Annotated in this window: 14 protein-coding genes; 13 read left to right on the top strand and 1 reads right to left on the bottom strand. The window is 70.2% G+C overall.

Annotated features, from left to right (window positions below; translation table 11 throughout):
• The first annotated feature begins 198 nt into the window (after positions 1 to 198).
• The 9 genes from glmU to KIK06_RS18245 all read left to right on the top strand — a co-directional run bounded on the left by glmU (position 199) and on the right by KIK06_RS18245 (position 10587).
• Entirely contained in the window at positions 199 to 1665 is a 1467-nt protein-coding gene (glmU, locus tag KIK06_RS18285; RefSeq protein ID WP_268644325.1) for a bifunctional UDP-N-acetylglucosamine diphosphorylase/glucosamine-1-phosphate N-acetyltransferase GlmU, read from the top strand.
• A gap of 17 nt (positions 1666 to 1682) precedes the next feature.
• Positions 1683 to 2651, top strand: a complete 969-nt coding sequence (locus tag KIK06_RS18280; protein WP_327084652.1) for a ribose-phosphate diphosphokinase — start codon at positions 1683 to 1685, stop codon at positions 2649 to 2651.
• Between the two features lie 419 nt (positions 2652 to 3070).
• Entirely contained in the window at positions 3071 to 3667 is a 597-nt protein-coding gene (locus KIK06_RS18275; protein WP_017597085.1) for a 50S ribosomal protein L25/general stress protein Ctc, read from the top strand.
• A gap of 83 nt (positions 3668 to 3750) precedes the next feature.
• Positions 3751 to 4377, top strand: coding sequence for an aminoacyl-tRNA hydrolase (gene pth, locus KIK06_RS18270; protein WP_017597084.1), 627 nt, complete (start codon positions 3751 to 3753; stop codon positions 4375 to 4377).
• Between the two features lie 407 nt (positions 4378 to 4784).
• Positions 4785 to 6236 carry a sugar transferase gene (locus KIK06_RS18265; RefSeq protein ID WP_268646061.1) on the top strand — a complete coding sequence of 484 codons (1452 nt, stop codon included), beginning with the start codon at positions 4785 to 4787 and terminating at the stop codon, positions 6234 to 6236.
• A 3-nt stretch (positions 6237 to 6239) separates the two neighbouring features.
• Positions 6240 to 7031, top strand: a complete 792-nt coding sequence (locus tag KIK06_RS18260; protein ID WP_026127322.1) for a 3'(2'),5'-bisphosphate nucleotidase CysQ — start codon at positions 6240 to 6242, stop codon at positions 7029 to 7031.
• A gap of 50 nt (positions 7032 to 7081) precedes the next feature.
• A complete protein-coding gene (gene cysD / locus KIK06_RS18255; RefSeq protein WP_017597081.1) occupies positions 7082 to 8014 on the top strand; it encodes a sulfate adenylyltransferase subunit CysD in 933 nt (310 codons plus the stop codon).
• 106 nt (positions 8015 to 8120) lie between these two features.
• Positions 8121 to 9389, top strand: coding sequence for a sulfate adenylyltransferase subunit CysN (cysN, locus tag KIK06_RS18250; protein WP_017597080.1), 1269 nt, complete (start codon positions 8121 to 8123; stop codon positions 9387 to 9389).
• Between the two features lie 112 nt (positions 9390 to 9501).
• Positions 9502 to 10587, top strand: a complete 1086-nt coding sequence (locus KIK06_RS18245) for an IS110 family transposase (RefSeq protein WP_268641589.1) — start codon at positions 9502 to 9504, stop codon at positions 10585 to 10587.
• Between the two features lie 464 nt (positions 10588 to 11051).
• On the opposite strand, the gene KIK06_RS18240 is transcribed toward KIK06_RS18245, so the two are convergent.
• Positions 11052 to 12011, bottom strand: a complete 960-nt coding sequence (locus tag KIK06_RS18240) for an IS481 family transposase (RefSeq protein WP_268641594.1) — start codon at positions 12009 to 12011, stop codon at positions 11052 to 11054.
• 367 nt (positions 12012 to 12378) lie between these two features.
• Between KIK06_RS18240 and KIK06_RS18235 the strand changes: the two genes are divergently transcribed.
• From KIK06_RS18235 to KIK06_RS18220, 4 genes are all read left to right on the top strand, one after another.
• Positions 12379 to 12852, top strand: coding sequence for an ATP-binding protein (locus KIK06_RS18235; RefSeq protein WP_268644324.1), 474 nt, complete (start codon positions 12379 to 12381; stop codon positions 12850 to 12852).
• A 109-nt stretch (positions 12853 to 12961) separates the two neighbouring features.
• Positions 12962 to 13849: a sulfotransferase gene (locus tag KIK06_RS18230; RefSeq protein WP_040687935.1), complete on the top strand. Its 888-nt coding sequence runs from the start codon at positions 12962 to 12964 to the stop codon at positions 13847 to 13849.
• A gap of 110 nt (positions 13850 to 13959) precedes the next feature.
• Positions 13960 to 15105: a glycoside hydrolase family 26 protein gene (locus KIK06_RS18225; protein ID WP_268644323.1), complete on the top strand. Its 1146-nt coding sequence runs from the start codon at positions 13960 to 13962 to the stop codon at positions 15103 to 15105.
• 58 nt (positions 15106 to 15163) lie between these two features.
• Positions 15164 to 15736 (top strand): 3'-5' exonuclease, encoded by a 573-nt coding sequence (locus KIK06_RS18220; RefSeq protein ID WP_268644322.1) that lies wholly within the window; start codon positions 15164 to 15166, stop codon positions 15734 to 15736.
• Positions 15737 to 15759: the final 23 nt, after the last annotated feature.

The raw sequence follows: 15759 nt of genomic DNA, 5'->3' as shown, positions 1-15759 counted from the left end.
AACCCCTGGGCGGCGGCGCCCGCGCGCGGATCACGCAGCTCGCAGCGCCACACCCCCGTGAGGCGGCTGTGACGCGCATGTATCCTTCCCATGTCGGCCGCTGGATCATCCGACGGCCGCCCGTGCGGCACGCGGGTCGGGTCGCCGAGGGGTGAGCCGACAGTTCAACCGCCAGCTATTCACGAGGGGTCTCCTTCAGTGAGCGTGAGCCGCCCGGCTGCCGTCATCGTCCTCGCGGCGGGCGAGGGCACCCGAATGAAGTCCAAACTTCCCAAGGTCCTCCACGAGATCAGTGGCCGCAGCATGCTCGGACACGTGCTCGCCGCCGCCCGCGATCTCACCCCCGAGCACACCGTGGTCGTCGTCGGCCACGCGCGAGAGCGGGTCGCCGAGCACCTTGAGCAGGTCGCCCCCGAGGCCACCACCGCGGTCCAGGAGGAGCAGAACGGCACCGGACACGCCGTGCGCATGGCGGTCGAGGACCTCGCGGGACGGGACGTCACGCTCTCCGGAACGGTCGTCCTCACCTGCGGGGACACGCCCCTGCTGCGCGGATCGACCCTCGCCGAGCTGGTCGCCGCGCACGAGAAGGAGGGCAACGCCGTCACCGCGCTCTCCGCGCGCGTCCCCGACCCCCACGGGTACGGGCGCATCGTCCGTGACGCCGCCGGCGCCTTCACCGGGATCGTCGAGCACGCCGACGCCACCCCCGAGCAGCGCGGGATCGACGAGATCAACTCCGGCATGTACGCCTTCGACGGCGCCCTGCTGTCCACCGTCGTCCAGCGCCTGTCCACGGACAACGCCAAGGGTGAGGAGTACATCACCGACGCCGTCGCCCTGCTGCGCGGGGACGGCCACCGGGTCGGCGCCTGGACCGCGGGGGACTGGCACGAGGTCCAGGGCGTCAACGACCGGGTCCAACTGTCCGAGGCGCGCCGGATCCTCAACCGGCGTCTGGTCGAAGAGCACATGCGCTCCGGCGTGACCGTCGTCGACCCCGCCACCACCTGGCTCGACGTCCAGGTCCGGATCGGCCGCGACGCCGTCCTGGAACCGAACACGCGGCTGCGCGGCGCGACCGTCGTCGGTGAGGACGCCGTGGTCGGCCCCGGCGCGACGCTGACGGACACGGTCGTCGGCGAGGGCGCGGCGGTGCGTGAGACCACCGCCGACCAGGCCGAGATCGGCTCCGGGGCCAACGTCGGCCCCTACACCTACCTCCGGCCGGGCACCCGCCTGGCCGAGCGGACCAAGGTCGGCGCCTTCGTCGAGGTCAAGAACTCGACCGTCGGCACCGGCTCCAAGGTCCCGCACCTGACCTACGTCGGGGACGCCGACATCGGCGAGGGCAGCAACATCGGCTGCTCCACCGTGTTCGTCAACTACGACGGGGTCAACAAGTCCCGGAGCACCATCGGCGACCACGTGCGCATCGGCAGCGACAACACCATCGTCGCGCCCGTGAACGTGGGCGACGGCGCCTACTCCGGGGCCGGGGCCGTGGTTCGGGACGACGTTCCGCCGGGTGCGCTGGCGGTCTCCGAGGGGCACCGCCAGCGCAACGTCGAGGGGTGGACCCAGCGCAAGCGTCCGGGCACCGCCTCCGCGGAGGCCGCGGAGCGGGCCGAGCGGCGCAGAGCAGACAATTCCAACAAGCAGTGACTGTGGGGGAGAAGTACGTGAGCGGCATGAAGGCCACCGGGCAGAAACAGTTGATGCTCTTCTCGGGGCGGACCCACCCCGAACTGGCCCAGGAGGTCGCGAAGGAGCTGGGGATCGACGTGGTCCCCACCCGGTTCGACACCTTCGCCAACAGTGAGATCTTCGTCCGCTACCTCGAGTCCGTCCGTGGCTGTGACGCGTTCGTCCTCCAGTGCCACTCGGCTCCGGTCAACGAGTCGATCATGGAACAGCTGATCATGGTGGACGCGCTCAAGCGCGCGTCCGCCAAGCGGATCACCGTGGTCACGCCGTTCCTCGGGTACGCCCGCCAGGACAAGAAGCACCGGGGCCGCGAGCCCATCTCGGCCCGTCTGATGACGGACCTGTTCCGCACGGCGGGCGCCAACCGCATGATGGCGGTCGACCTGCACACCGACCAGATCCAGGGCTTCTTCGACGGCCCGGTGGACCACCTGTTCGCCCTGCCGATCCTGGCCGACTACGTGGGCGGCAAGATCGGGTCCAACGACATCACCGTGGTCTCGCCGGACGCGGGCCGCGTCCGTACCGCCGACCGCTGGGCCGACCGCCTCGGCGCGCCGCTGGCGATCATCCACAAGCGCCGCGACCCGGACGTCGCCAACCAGGTGAAGGTCCACGAGGTCGTCGGCCAGGTCGAAGGTCGCACGTGCGTGCTGGTCGACGACATGATCGACACCGGCGGCACCATCGTGAAGGCCTCCGAGGCCCTGTTCGAGAACGGCGCTGAGAAGGTCATCGTGGCCGCCACGCACGGTGTGCTGTCCGGCCCGGCGGCCGAGCGCCTCCAGAACTCGCGGATCTCCGAGGTGATCATCACCAACTCCCTGCCGGTCCCGCAGGAGCGCTCGTTCGACAAGCTCACCCAGCTGTCCATCGCGCCGCTGATCGCCCGCGCCATCAGCGAGGTGTTCACCGACGGCTCGGTGACGAGCCTGTTCGAATAGCCCACCCGTCGCCGGGGGGAGCTTCGCCGCGGGTGCCACCACCCTCGACGGAGAGCCTCCGGCTCCGGTGGTCTTCCCTCTGCTGGTCTTCTTCGGCTCCCATGCTGGCGGGCGCCCGTGAATGCGGGGTGTCCGCCAGCGGGCCGTGTACGGAGTCGTCGGTGAAGCCAGTAGACTTGACCGAGTGTCCCCGTGCCCAGCGGAGCCCCTTCGGCTGCGCAGGATCGCGCGGGCAGGGGTGCGCGACGAGTGTTCCCGGGCCGGGCGGGTCCGGTGGCAGCTCGCCGGGCACGCCTGGAACCACGGCGGCCGTGTCCCCACGTGGGTGACCCCGCCGCTTTCCCCGCCCAGTGCGGGAATCGTCGTACTACTGGAGTCGTGTTCCCCGTACTGCGGGGTTGAACCCGAGGAGTTTTGTCGTGTCCGAGGTACGAATCGCTGCCGAGCCCCGCACGGAATTCGGCAAGGGCGCCGCTCGGCGCGCCCGCCGCGCGGGTAAGGTGCCGGCCGTCCTCTACGGCCACGGCACCGACCCCCGCCACCTCAACCTGCCGGGCCACGAGCTCATGCTCGCCCTGAAGACCCCCAACGTCCTGATCCGTCTCGACGGTCTCGACAAGGACAACCTCGCCCTCCCCAAGAGCGTCCAGCGCGACGCCATCAAGGGCTTCCTGGAGCACGTCGACCTGCTGGTCGTCGCCAAGGGCGAGAAGGTCCAGGTCGACATCCACGTCGAGCTGACCGGTGAGGTCAAGGCCCCGGGCGTGCTCAACCAGGAGCTCGTCGAGGTGACGGTCGAGGCCGAGGCCACCCACATCCCCGAGGGCGTCACCTTCGACGTCGAGGGCCTGGAGATCGGCGCCACGCCGACCGCCGCCGACCTCAAGCTGCCCGCGGGCACCACTCTGGTCACGGACCCCGAGTCCGTCCTGCTCACCGTCTCCGCCCCGCGGGTCGAGGAGGAGGCGGAGACCGCCGAGGCCGGGGAAGGCGCCGAGGAGGCCGCCGCCGAGTAGGGCGGTCCCCCACAGTCATCGCAGCGAACGCGCGGTTCCCATTCGGGGGCCGCGCGTTCGGCGTGCGGATAGGGTCGTGCACCATGGTGGACCTGTGGCGCATGCTGGGAATCAGGAAGAACGAGGACATGGCTGAGGCTGAGCGCTGGCTGGTCGTCGGGCTGGGCAACCCCGGCCCCAAGTACGCCGCGAACCGGCACAACGCCGGGTTCATGGTGGTGGACGCGCTGGCGTCCGCGAACAACGAGCGCTGGAAGGCGCACAAGGCGCATGCCGAGGTCGTGGAGACCCGGCTCGAGGGCGCCTCGGTGGTGCTGGCCAAGCCGCGGTCCTTCATGAACGTCTCCGGCGGGCCCGTCGCCGGGTTGGCGAAGTTCTACAAGGTGCCGCTCGAGCGCGTCATCGTCGTGCACGATGAGCTGGACATCGACTTCTGCGCGCTCAAGCTCAAGCGGGGCGGCGGATCGGGCGGGCACAACGGCCTGAAGTCGATCACGGCCTCCCTGTCCAGCCCCGACTACGTCCGGGTCCGTTTCGGAGTGGGCCGCCCGCCCGGCCGGATGGACGCCGCGGCCTACGTCCTGCGCGACTTCTCCTCCACCGAGCGCGGGGAACTCGACCTCAACGTCGAGCGCGCCGCCGACGCCGTCCGCACGGTCATCAAGGACGGCCTGGAGCGGGCGCAGAACATCTTCCACACGGCGGTCTGACCCCACCCCACCCCACCCGTCACCCACCACCCCACCCCAGCGGACGGCTTTCGGCCGCGGCGCCTCCCACGTACGGACGCCTGCGGCGGGGTGCCTCCCATCGGTGGGTCGTCACCCAACGCTTCTGGTTTCGGTCTCGGCGAAGACACGTTTTTGGGACGACCAGGACTAGCTTCACCAACAAGCCGACACGAGACGCGACTTCTCCACTACTTTTGGTTACTGTTCGGGTCGTCAGTCCTTGTTCGCTACCCGACTCCACGCCCCGCTCCCACCCTTCCGCATGGGCCCTGAAGCGCCAGGTGTGGTTACTCATGGTGAGGTTTTCGGAACACGTAGTGTCCTTGGGGGGAAGTGTGGCCACAACCAGCGGGGTGGAGACCGCTCAGAACCGGAGCGCTCGACCGATCGGCGCGGAGGGGCTCGACACCGAGGCGCGAGGCCGGTCGTGGACCCGTCCGTACGTGGCGGGACTGGTGGCGCTCGACCTGATCGCCGCCGCCGTGCCGGCCTTCGGCGGAACCGTCGTCCGGTTCCAGGACTCCGTGTGGGTGCCGGAGGCCGTCCCCTACCTCCAACTCTCCCTGCTGCTTCCGGTGGTGTGGGTCGTCTTCGTCTGGCTGGGTGGCGCCTACGAGCGGCGCTTCCTCGGGGTCGGAACCGAGGAGTACCGCCGGGTCGCCGTCGCCGGGGTGTTCCTGGCGGCCTCGCTCGCGATCAGCGCCTACGCCGTCGCCTTCGACCTCTCGCGCTGGTACGCCCTCGCCGTCCCTCCGCTCATCGTCACGGCGAGCCTGGCCCTGCACTACGCCCGCCGCAAGGCCCTGCACCGGCGCCGCCGGTCCGGCCGGTGCATGAGCGGGGTGGTGGTCGTCGGCTACCGGTGCGCCGCCCGCGACCTCATCCGCCGCTTCCGCGGGGAGATCTACCACGGCATGCGGGTCGTGGGTGTGTGCCTGCCCTCCGGGGAGGTCGCCTCCCACGGGCGCGGCCCCGACACCGTGGAGGGGTGTCCCGTCCTGGGTTCCTTCGAGGAGGCCGCGGACGCCGCCAGCCTCGTCGGCGCCGACACCGTGGCCGTGCTGGCCTGCCCCGAGATGGACGGCGTCGAACTGCGGCGGCTGGCGTGGGCGCTGGAGAAGACCGGGACCGACCTCATCGTCGCCTCCGCGCTCATGGAAGTCGCCGGACCGCGCACCTCCATCCGCCCGGTCGCCGGGCTCCCCCTCCTGCACGTGGAGCACCCCGAACTCGAGGGAGGACGGCGTCTGCTCAAGGGCGCCTTCGACCGTTGCGCCGCGGCCCTCGCGCTGGCCCTCCTCTCGCCGCTGTTCCTGGTGCTGACCGTGCTCATCCGGTCCGAGGGCGGTGGCCCCGCCCTGTTCGCCCAGACGCGTGTCGGCAGGGGTGGCGACGAGTTCACCGTGTACAAGTTCCGTACCATGGTGGTCGGGGCCGACGCGCTGAAGGAGATGCTCAGGCCCCGCAACGAGCACGACGGGGTGCTGTTCAAGATGCGTCGCGACCCCAGGGTGACGTCCGTGGGGGCATGGCTGCGCCGGTACTCGCTCGACGAGCTTCCCCAGCTCGTCAACGTGGTCCGGGGGGAGATGTCGCTTGTCGGCCCCAGGCCGCCGTTGCCGGAGGAGGTCGCCCAGTACGGGCACGACGTCCGACGCCGACTCGTGGTCAAGCCGGGTATGACGGGCCTGTGGCAGGTCAGCGGCCGTTCCGATCTCTCCTGGGAGGAATCGGTCCGCCTGGACCTGAGGTACGTGGAAAACTGGTCGCTGACGTTGGACATCCAGATCCTGTGGAAGACGTGGTCAGCGGTGATCCGTGGGGCGGGAGCTTACTAGCCGGTGAAGAGCATCAGAAACGATCATGAGGTGGCCCGGGACCTGGCGACCGAGGCGGGCCAGCTCCTGCTGCGCCTGCGGGCCCGGCACGGGTTCGCCGAGCCCGACGTGCTGCGAACCCTGGGGGACAGGACCTCCCACGAGTTCCTCTTCTCCGCCCTCGGGCGGCTGCGTCCCAGCGACGCGGTGCTCTCCGAGGAGGGCGCGGACGATCTGTCGCGGCTACGCGCGCGGCGTGTGTGGATCATCGACCCGCTCGACGGAACCCGGGAGTTCGCCGAGGCGGGCCGTACCGACTGGGCCGTGCACGTGGCGCTGTGGGAGAACGGTGACCTCGTCGCGGGCGCCGTCGCCCTCCCGGCCCAGGGCAGCACCGTATCCACGGTCGACCCGCCGTGGCTGCCGGACGAGCGCCCCGGGGACCAGCGCCTGCGCATCACCGCGAGCCGGTCGCGCCCGCCCGCGTTCGTGCAGCGCATGGCCAACCAGCTCGGCGCCGAGGTGATCCCCATGGGCTCGGCCGGGGCGAAGATCTGCGCGGTCATGCTCGGCATCGCCGACATCTACGTGCACGCGGGCGGCCAGTACGAGTGGGACAGCGCCGCGCCCGTCGCGGTCGCGCGCGCCGCCGGTCTGCACACCTCACGGATCGACGGCGCGCCCTTGCGCTACAACGTGTCCGATCCGCTACTCCCCGATGTCCTTGTATGTCGATCGGAATTGTCGGGTATGTTGTTGGCAAGCATCCGCGACGGTGCGGACCTGGACAGCGCGGGGCCGCACGCGGGGGGCTGACCGAAGAGGCCCTCCGCCGTCGGCCGTGTCGGTATCACAAAGGCGGATTCATGGGTCAGTCCAGTCAGCAGGCGCCCGGGCGCTACCAGCTCTCCCAGCTCGACGTGCTGGAGGCCGAGGCGATCTTCATCATGCGCGAGGTGGCCGCGGAGTTCGAGCGGCCGGTGCTGCTCTTCTCCGGCGGCAAGGACTCCATCGTCATGCTCCGGCTCGCTGAGAAGGCCTTCTGGCCCGGCGCCATCCCCTTCCCCGTGATGCACGTGGACACCGGCCACAACTTCGACGAGGTGATCGAGTTCCGCGACCGCCGCGTCGCCGAGGCGGGCGTCCGGCTGGTCGTGGCCTCCGTCCAGGAACAGATCGACGCGGGCAAGGTCAGCGAGCCGACCGGCCGCTGGGCCAGCCGCAACCGACTCCAGACCTCCGCGCTGCTGGAGGCCATCGAGGACAACGGCTTCGACGCGGCCTTCGGCGGCGCCCGTCGCGACGAGGAGAAGGCCCGGGCCAAGGAGCGGGTCTTCTCCTTCCGCGACGAGTTCGGGCAGTGGGACCCCAAGAACCAGCGCCCCGAGCTGTGGAGCGTGTTCAACACCCGCATCGAGCGCGGTGAGCACATCCGCGTGTTCCCGATCTCCAACTGGACCGAGTTGGACGTGTGGAGCTACATCAAGCGCGAGAAGCTGGAGCTGCCCTCCATCTACTTCGCGCACGAGCGCCGGGTCTTCGAGCGCGACGGCATCCTGTTGGCCGACTCGCCCATCATCCAGCGCGACGAGACCGAGACGGTCTTCACCGAGACCGTGCGCTACCGCACCGTCGGCGACCTGACCTGCACGGGCGCGGTCAAGTCCACGGCTGTGGAGCTGGACGACATCATCACCGAGATCGCCGCGACCCGGATCACCGAGCGCGGACAGACCCGGGCCGACGACCGCGCCAGCGAGGCCGCCATGGAGGACCGCAAGCGCGAGGGCTACTTCTAGGCGTCCACGGCGGACACACACCCCGCCGCGCGACGGGCGGCGTCCACCGCACACGCCCCGGCCCCGGCCTCAAGCTCCCACCACTTCGACCCTGGACCAGGCAAGCATGAGCAATGACATCCTGCGGTTCGCCACGGCGGGCTCCGTCGACGACGGTAAGAGCACCCTGATCGGCCGACTGCTGTACGACTCCAAGTCGATCTTCGAGGACCAGCTCGACGCGGTCGAGCGCACCAGCGCCGCCCGCGGCGAGGAGCAGACCAACCTGGCGCTGCTCACCGACGGTCTGCGCGCGGAGCGGGAACAGGGCATCACCATCGACGTGGCCTACCGCTACTTCGCCACACCCAAGCGCACCTTCATCATCGCGGACACCCCGGGCCACATCCAGTACACCCGGAACATGGTCACGGGCGCCTCCACCGCGGACCTGGCGATCATCCTCGTGGACGCCCGCAAGGGCCTCCAGGAGCAGAGCCGCCGCCACGCCTTCCTCACCTCCCTGCTCCAGGTCCCGCACCTGGTGCTGGCGGTGAACAAGATGGACCTGGTGGACTACTCCCAGGAGCGCTTCGAGCAGATCAAGGCGGAGTTCGCCGACTTCGCCAGCAAGCTCGACGTGTGCGACCTCACCTTCGTGCCGCTGTCGGCGCTGCACGGCGACAACGTGGTGAGCCGTTCGGAGAACATGCCGTGGTACAGCGGGCCCTCCCTGCTGCACCACCTGGAGAACGTGCACATCGCCTCGGACCGCAACCTGATCGACGCGCGCTTCCCGGTGCAGTACGTCATCCGGCCGCACAAGTCCGACGACCCCGACCTGCACGACTACCGGGGCTACGCGGGCCAGCTCGCGGGCGGTGTGCTCAAGCCGGGTGACGAGGTCACCCACCTGCCCTCCGGGCTGAGCACCCGTGTGTCGAGGATCATGACCGCCGACGGCGAGGTGGCCGAGGCCTACTCGCCGATGTCGGTGACCCTCCTGCTGGAGGACGAGATCGACATCTCCCGCGGCGACATGATCTGCCGGCCCAACAACACGCCCAGCGTGTCGCAGGACATCGAGGCGATGGTGTGCTGGATGACGGACGCGCGCAAGCTCACACCGCGCTCCAAGCTCATCGTCAAGCACACGACGCGCACCGCGAAGGTCCTGGTCAAGGATCTGCGCTACCGGCTGGACGTGAACACGCTGCACCGGGACGAGGACGCCGACCACCTGGCGCTGAACGAGATCGGCCGGGTGCGGCTGCGCTCCACCCAGCCCCTGTTCGTGGACGAGTACGCCAAGAACCGCCAGACGGGCGGGTTCATCCTCGTCGACGAGGCCACCAACGCCACGGTCGGCGCCGGGATGGTCGTCAAGGCGGACTAGACGGTATGTAGTGAGGGTTCGCGAAAAGGGCCGGGACCCCGCTCACACGTTGCCGTGGGTTGCCGACCAGGCAGAACCTGGACGGTAGTGCCTACATGTGTGGGAGGTCCCGGTGTCTTTCGAGCCTACGACCGTCGGCCTGGACGTGCACGCCCGCACCACCACCGCGTGCGCGATCTGCGGCCCCACCGGCGAAATCATCACCACCCGCCTGACCAGCGACCACACCCAGATCCTCGGCTGGATCACCGGCCTCACGACCCCGGTCCGTGTCACCTATGAGGCCGGCCCCACCGGCTTCGCCCTGGCCCGTACCCTGACCGGGGCCGGAATCGACTGCGTGGTGGCCGCCCCGTCCAAACTCCAACGACCCAGCGGCGACCGGATCAAGACCGACGCCCGCGACGCACTGCACCTGGCCCGCCTGCTCCGCCTCGGCGAGATCACCCCGGTCCGGGTGCCCACCCCAACCCGTGAAGCGGCCCGGGACCTGTCCCGGGCCCGCGAGGACGCCCGCGCCGACCTGATGCGCGCCCGCCACCGCCTGTCCAAGCTCCTGCTGCGCCAGGGCCTGCTCTGGGAAGGCAAGAACACCTGGACCTGGGCCCACCACGACTGGATCAGCCGCCAGCGCTTCACCGAACCGGCCCTGCAGGCGGCCTTCGAAGCCGCCCACGAGCAGGTCCTGCTCACCCAGGCCCGCCGTGACCGGCTGGACACGGCCATCATCACCGCGGCCACCGAACCGGAGTGGGCGGCGATGGTGGCCCGGCTGCGCTGCCTGCGCGGAATCTCGACACTGACCGCGTTCGGCCTCGCGGTGGAGATCGGCGACTGGGAACGCTTCACCGGGGCCACCATCGCCTCCTACGTGGGTCTGGTCCCCAGCGAGCACTCCTCGGGCTCCTCCCGCAGGCTGGGGCCCATCACCAAGACCGGCAACACCCACGTGCGCCGGTTGCTGGTCGAGGCCGCCTGGCACCACCGCCGCCCCTACCGCCGACCCACCCGGGACATGCGCGCCCGCTGGGAGCAGGCACCCGTGCAGGTGCGCGCACGCGCCCACGCGGGCAACCACCGCCTGCACCAGCGCTGGCGGCGTTTGGACGAGCGCGGTAAGAAACCCGTGGTCGCGGCGGTCGCGATCGCCCGGGAGCTGGCCGGGTGGTGCTGGAGCCTGGCCACGGCACGAGAGTGAGCCCCGCCCAAGCCGGTCGGTGGGAGCGCTCAGCCGGGGACACCGCGTGAGGAACAATCCACGAAACACCTATGAGCAGCCGGTTCGGTTCCGGCCACGCTCGTCTACTAGACCGTGGTTTCGTTCCCGCCGAACAGTCCGTCCTGCGGTATCCAACCCGCGCATATCAGTCTGACCACGCGTCGTGCATGACACGCGAACCGGGTTGCGCTCTCCCGCCGACCCCCATACCGGGCCCGCGGGGCCTTCTCGCTACGCCCAGGGTCGTCACGCCCCCCGCTGGTAGTCAAGGTCGTTCGTCCCTCGCTGAAGCTCGGGGCGCTCCACCTTGACTTCCAGCTCAGCGTGACGGGATGGCGGCTATCGAACAAGGCCGGGAAGCGCCACGGCGGGTATCAGCGGTGACAGATCACCACCTATCGCCGCTGGTCAGCGCTGTGCTCTTGACAAACAACCTCTACATATCAGGTGTATTGACCTGAGAGGTTAGGTACACGAGAAGCGGGAGGGCCGCTGATCGCGGTGTGGAACCGGTGGTGATTGTAGCCGTGCAGCCACCCGGTGAACGCCTCCCGCTTCTCGGTCTCGGACCGGTAGGGGCGGGCGTAGGCCCATTCGTCGGTCAGGGTCCGGTTGAACCGTTCCACCTTGCCGTTGGTCTGGGGCCGGTAGGGGCGGGTGCGCTTGTGCTTGACGCCCTGGTCGGCGAGCAGGTCCCGCCAGGTGTGGGACCGGTAGCAGGACCCGTTGTCGGTCAGCACCCGCTCCACCACGATGCCCACCGACGCGAAGTAGGCGTGGGCGCGTTCCCAGAAGCCGGTCGCGGTGTCCTTCTTCTCGTCGGCCAGGATCTCTGAGTAGGCCAACCGGGAGTGGTCGTCCACGGCGTTGTGCACATAGGCGTACCCGGCCTTGGCACGGTGTTTGCGGCCCTGGGGGCGTCCCAGGACTTTGTGGCCGCCGCCGTTGGGGATGTTGCCGAGTTTCTTGATGTCCACGTGCACCAACTCGCCGGGCCGGGTCCGTTCGTAGCGGCGTACCGTCCGTCCGGTGGCCCGGTCCAGATGCGCCAGGCGGGACATGCGGTGCCGGGTCAGGATCCGGTGCACGGTGGAGGCGTGCATGCGCAGGTGGCCGCCGATACGGGCCGGACCCCACCGGTGGGTGACGCGGAGCTTGATGACGCGGCGTTCGCGTCGGGTGGGGGTGCGCCGGGGCGAGCGGGCCGGGCGGCTGGAGGCGTCGGTCATCCCGGCCGAGCCCAGGGCCCTGTAGCGGGTGGCCCACCGTTTGGCGGTGGTGGGACTGACCTGGAAGCGTTCGGCGGCCCGCCGCAGCGGCCAGCCGTCCTCGACGACGCACTGGGCCAGGAGCAGGCGTCCTGCGGGGGTCAGGCGGGCGTTGGCGTGGGTAGTGTGGGGCATCGAGGGCCTTCTGGTGAGCTGGTGTAGATGTGGTAATCCACACCGATACCGAAGGCCCTCTTGTTGTGCGTCGACCGGGGTGGGTGTTACCAACCTCCGTGGTCAGTACAACTAGGGCGCCGCTCTCGGAAACGGGAGCGTCACGGGGGCGACCCCGTGACGCTCCCGTTTCCGCTCGTGGACGCGGACCGGACACAGCGCGCTTCGCGTACTCACAGCGGTCACAATGACCACAAGGTTTACATTTGCCAACGTATGGGTCATCCTTGGGGCATCAGTGCAGGTGAGACCGGTGCCACCGGCTCGGATGGCGTGTGACACGCCCGACCGGGGATCGGCACCGAGTCCGGTTCGAAGGAACGGCGTGATGCCCTCCACCGCAAAGGTCGACCCGTCCCCCCTCCCCGCGGCGGGGGAGCCCGACACGCGTGCTCTGGACACGCCCGCCGTGGCCGGTGAGACCCACCGCCTCCCGGGTGTCCTGGCCAGCGCGTGCAGCGCCCGTCGTGTGGTGGAGCAGTTCCTGTTCCGTCTCGGCCGCACCGAGCTCGTCGAGTCGGCGACCCTCGTCGCCAGCGAACTCGTGACGAACGCCGTCACGCACGGCCGTCCCCCCGTGCACCTGGACCTGGCCTGGTCGACCGGCGTCCGTCCCGCCCTGCGCCTCGACGTCCACGACCACGGGCGCATCGCCCTCCACGCCGTGGACCGCCACAGCGACGAGGAGGCCGAGTGCGGGCGCGGACTCCTCGTCGTCGACCACCTGGCCGCCCGCTGGGGCCTGACCCCGCACCGCGTCCACGGCACCCACGCCTGGGCGGAGATCGTCGCCACGGGGTGACCCCCGCCCTCCGCGCGCGACCCCCGAATGTCACTTTTCAGCCACGCGCCGTGACTCCAGGTCATACCCTGGACGGGTGGATGGCTATCGTCTGGTGTTCGTCGGTGGGATGGGGCGCTCCGGGTCGACCCTGATCGAGCGGCTCCTCGGTGAGCTACCCGGGTTCTGCTCGGTCGGGGAGGCCGTGCACCTGTGGCGGCGCGGGCTCCTGGAGAACGAGCGCTGCGGGTGCGGTCGCCCGTTCTCCGACTGCGGATTCTGGTCGGACGTCGGCAAGGAGGCCTTCGGCGGCTGGGACCGCCTGGACGCGCGCGGCGTGCTGCGGCTCAAGGACGGCGTCGACCGCACGCGCTTCCTGCCCATGCTGCTCAACGGGTCCGGCGGGGGCGTCCTCGGTGCGCGCAACGAGCGCTACACCGATCTCTACCACCGCCTGTACACGGCGGTGTCGCTGGTCAGCGGTGCGCACGTGGTCGTGGACGCCAGCAAGCACGCCTCGCTCGCCGCGTGCCTGCGCTGGCGGTTCGGAGCCCGGATGCGGCTGCTCCACGTGGTCCGCGACCCCCGGGCGGTCGCGCACTCCTGGGGCAAGCGCGTGCCGCGCCCGGACGCCTCCCCGGACAGTAGCGAGCCGGAGATGGCGCGCTACTCGGCCGGCCGGGCGGCCGTGCAGTGGGTGACCCAGAACACGACCCTCGACGCCCTCGCCCGCCGCGGCACCCCGACCCTGCGGGTGCGCTACGAGGACTTCGTCGCGGATCCGGTCGCCGAGTTCGCCCGCATCGCCGAGTTCGCCGGGTACACGGGCGTGCCGCCGGTGGTGGGGGAGGCCGTCCCGCTGGCGCGGACGCACGCGCTCTCGGGCAATCCGATGCGCTTCTCGCAGGGGCCGGTCGGGGTGCGCCCCGACCATGGCTGGCGGGACTCCCTGGCGCCGTGGCGCCGGGGGCTGGTCTCGGCGATGACCGCGCCCGCGCGGGGGCGTTATGGCTACTGACGTGGGGTTCGTCGGGGCGGAGGGCGCTGGCGGGGTTGCTTCGTGCCCAAATTATAACGTAAAGTCATTAGCTATGAACTCTGTGTAGTTCTGGCTCTGGGGGCGCTGACGTGAACAGGGGACCGACACGAGGACTGGCCGCGGTGGGCGCGATGCTCACCGCACTGACACTGGCGGGGCCGGGCTCCACCGCCGAGGGGCGCGTGGAACCGCTCGACGACCACTCTCCACCCACCGACCACCCACTGCCCGTCGATCGGACCGGGGCGCACACCGCCGCCCTGCTCGGCCTGCCCGCGCCGGCCGAGTTCGAGTGCGGGGTCTCCGAGATCCTCGAACCCTCCTGCGGGGTGTGGTGGGGCGCCAGCCCCTACGGCGACCGGATCGACTCCCTGGAGTCCGCCGTCGACCGCGACATGGACCTCGTCTACACCTGGCGCGGCATCGACCAGGCGGACGTGCCGGGGGAGCGCGAGAGGCGGATGATCGCCGAGGGCCGGTTCGTGCACACCAACATCGAGGCGCGCCGTTTCGAGCGCTCCGGGCACCCCGACATCGCCTACGAGGACATCCTCGACGGTGGGTTCGACTCCTCGCTGCGCTCCCAGGCGCGCACGATCGCGGAGTTCGACGTGCCCTACTTCGTCACCTTCGACCACGAGGCCGACGCCAACAAGCGCTACCGGAAGCGCGGTACCCCGGACGAGTTCGTGCGCTCCTGGCGGCACGTGGTCGACCTCTACCGCGAGGAGGGCGCCGACAACGTCATCTGGGTGTGGAACGTGACCGGCTGGCGCGACAACCTCGACCGTCTCCCCGGCCTGTGGCCGGGCAACGACTACGTCGACTGGATCAGCTTCGAGGCCTACAACATGACCGGCTGCGACCTCATGCCGCACTGGGACGGCGTGCACTCCTTCGAGGACGCCCTGCGACCCGCCTACGAGTGGATCCAGGAGCAGGGGCCCGAACACGGCATCGACCCCGGCAAACCGATCATGATCGGCGAGATGGGCACCACCGACATCGGCCCCCGCGAGACCCTGCGCTGGTACGCCGACATCCCCGACGTCCTGCGCAGGTACGAGCGGGTGCGCGCGGTCAAGGTCTGGGACAACCGGGTCTCCGGGTGCGACTTCCGGATCAACGCCAACGAGTACGCGCGGCGCGGCTTCGAACTGGCCGGGCGGGACCCCTACGTGAACCTCCCGGACCGGGTCCGCCGGATGGCCGCCTACGCCCAGAGCAGGGACTGAGCGCCGACGGGGACGAAAACCGGGTGACACGGGCGGAGCCGGTCCCTAGGGTCGCGGCATGGAACAGAACCTGCTGAACGTGGTCGACGTCGAGGCGACCTGTTGGAGGGGCGCGCCGCCACCGGGCCAGGCCAACGAGATCATCGAGATCGGACTGACCGTCGTCGACCTGGACGCGCGTCGGCGTGTGGCCAGGCACGGCCTGCTCGTACGCCCCCGAAGGTCCGAGGTCAGCGCGTTCTGCACCGAGCTGACCACGCTCACCCAGGCCGAGGTGGACACCGGCGTGGACTTCGCCGAGGCGTGCCGGTGGCTGGTGGAGGAACACGGGGCCAAGGAACGCCCGTGGGCCAGTTGGGGCGACTACGACCGGAACCAGTTCGTCCACCAGTGCCGGGTCACCGGAACGGAGTACCCGTTCGGGAGCCGCCACACGAATGCCAAGCGGGAGTTCGGCGCGTTCCACGGCATCCGGAAGAAGGCTCCGGGGATGGCCCGTGCCCTGAGCATGGCCGACCTGCCTCTGGAGGGGCGCCACCACCGGGGCGAGGACGACGCCTGGAACATCGCCGCGCTGGTGCTGTTCCTCGTGGAACGCGACGCGTGGCCCCGGCCCGACCCCGGGGAGTGAACCGCCGGGACCGCTCGCGCGCC

Source organism: Nocardiopsis sp. EMB25, assembly GCF_026797795.1.
In the GTDB taxonomy this organism is placed as follows: Bacteria; Actinomycetota; Actinomycetes; order Streptosporangiales; family Streptosporangiaceae; genus Nocardiopsis; species Nocardiopsis lucentensis.
The sequence above is the reverse complement of the archived record's forward strand: the minus strand, read 5'-3'. Positions and strand labels throughout refer to the sequence as shown.

Bases quoted from the DNA above. Each gene is read 5' to 3' on its own strand.
- KIK06_RS18230 (WP_040687935.1), top strand. From the start codon at position 12,962: ATGGGGCGCTCCGGGTCGACCCTGATCGAGCGGCTCCTCGGTGAGCTA.
- cysD (WP_017597081.1), top strand. From the start codon at position 7,082: ATGGGTCAGTCCAGTCAGCAGGCGCCCGGGCGCTACCAGCTCTCCCAG.
- KIK06_RS18235 (WP_268644324.1), top strand. From the start codon at position 12,379: ATGCCCTCCACCGCAAAGGTCGACCCGTCCCCCCTCCCCGCGGCGGGG.
- pth (WP_017597084.1), top strand. From the start codon at position 3,751: ATGGTGGACCTGTGGCGCATGCTGGGAATCAGGAAGAACGAGGACATG.
- cysN (WP_017597080.1), top strand. From the start codon at position 8,121: ATGAGCAATGACATCCTGCGGTTCGCCACGGCGGGCTCCGTCGACGAC.
- KIK06_RS18220 (WP_268644322.1), top strand. From the start codon at position 15,164: ATGGAACAGAACCTGCTGAACGTGGTCGACGTCGAGGCGACCTGTTGG.
- KIK06_RS18240 (WP_268641594.1), bottom strand. From the start codon at position 12,011: ATGCCCCACACTACCCACGCCAACGCCCGCCTGACCCCCGCAGGACGC.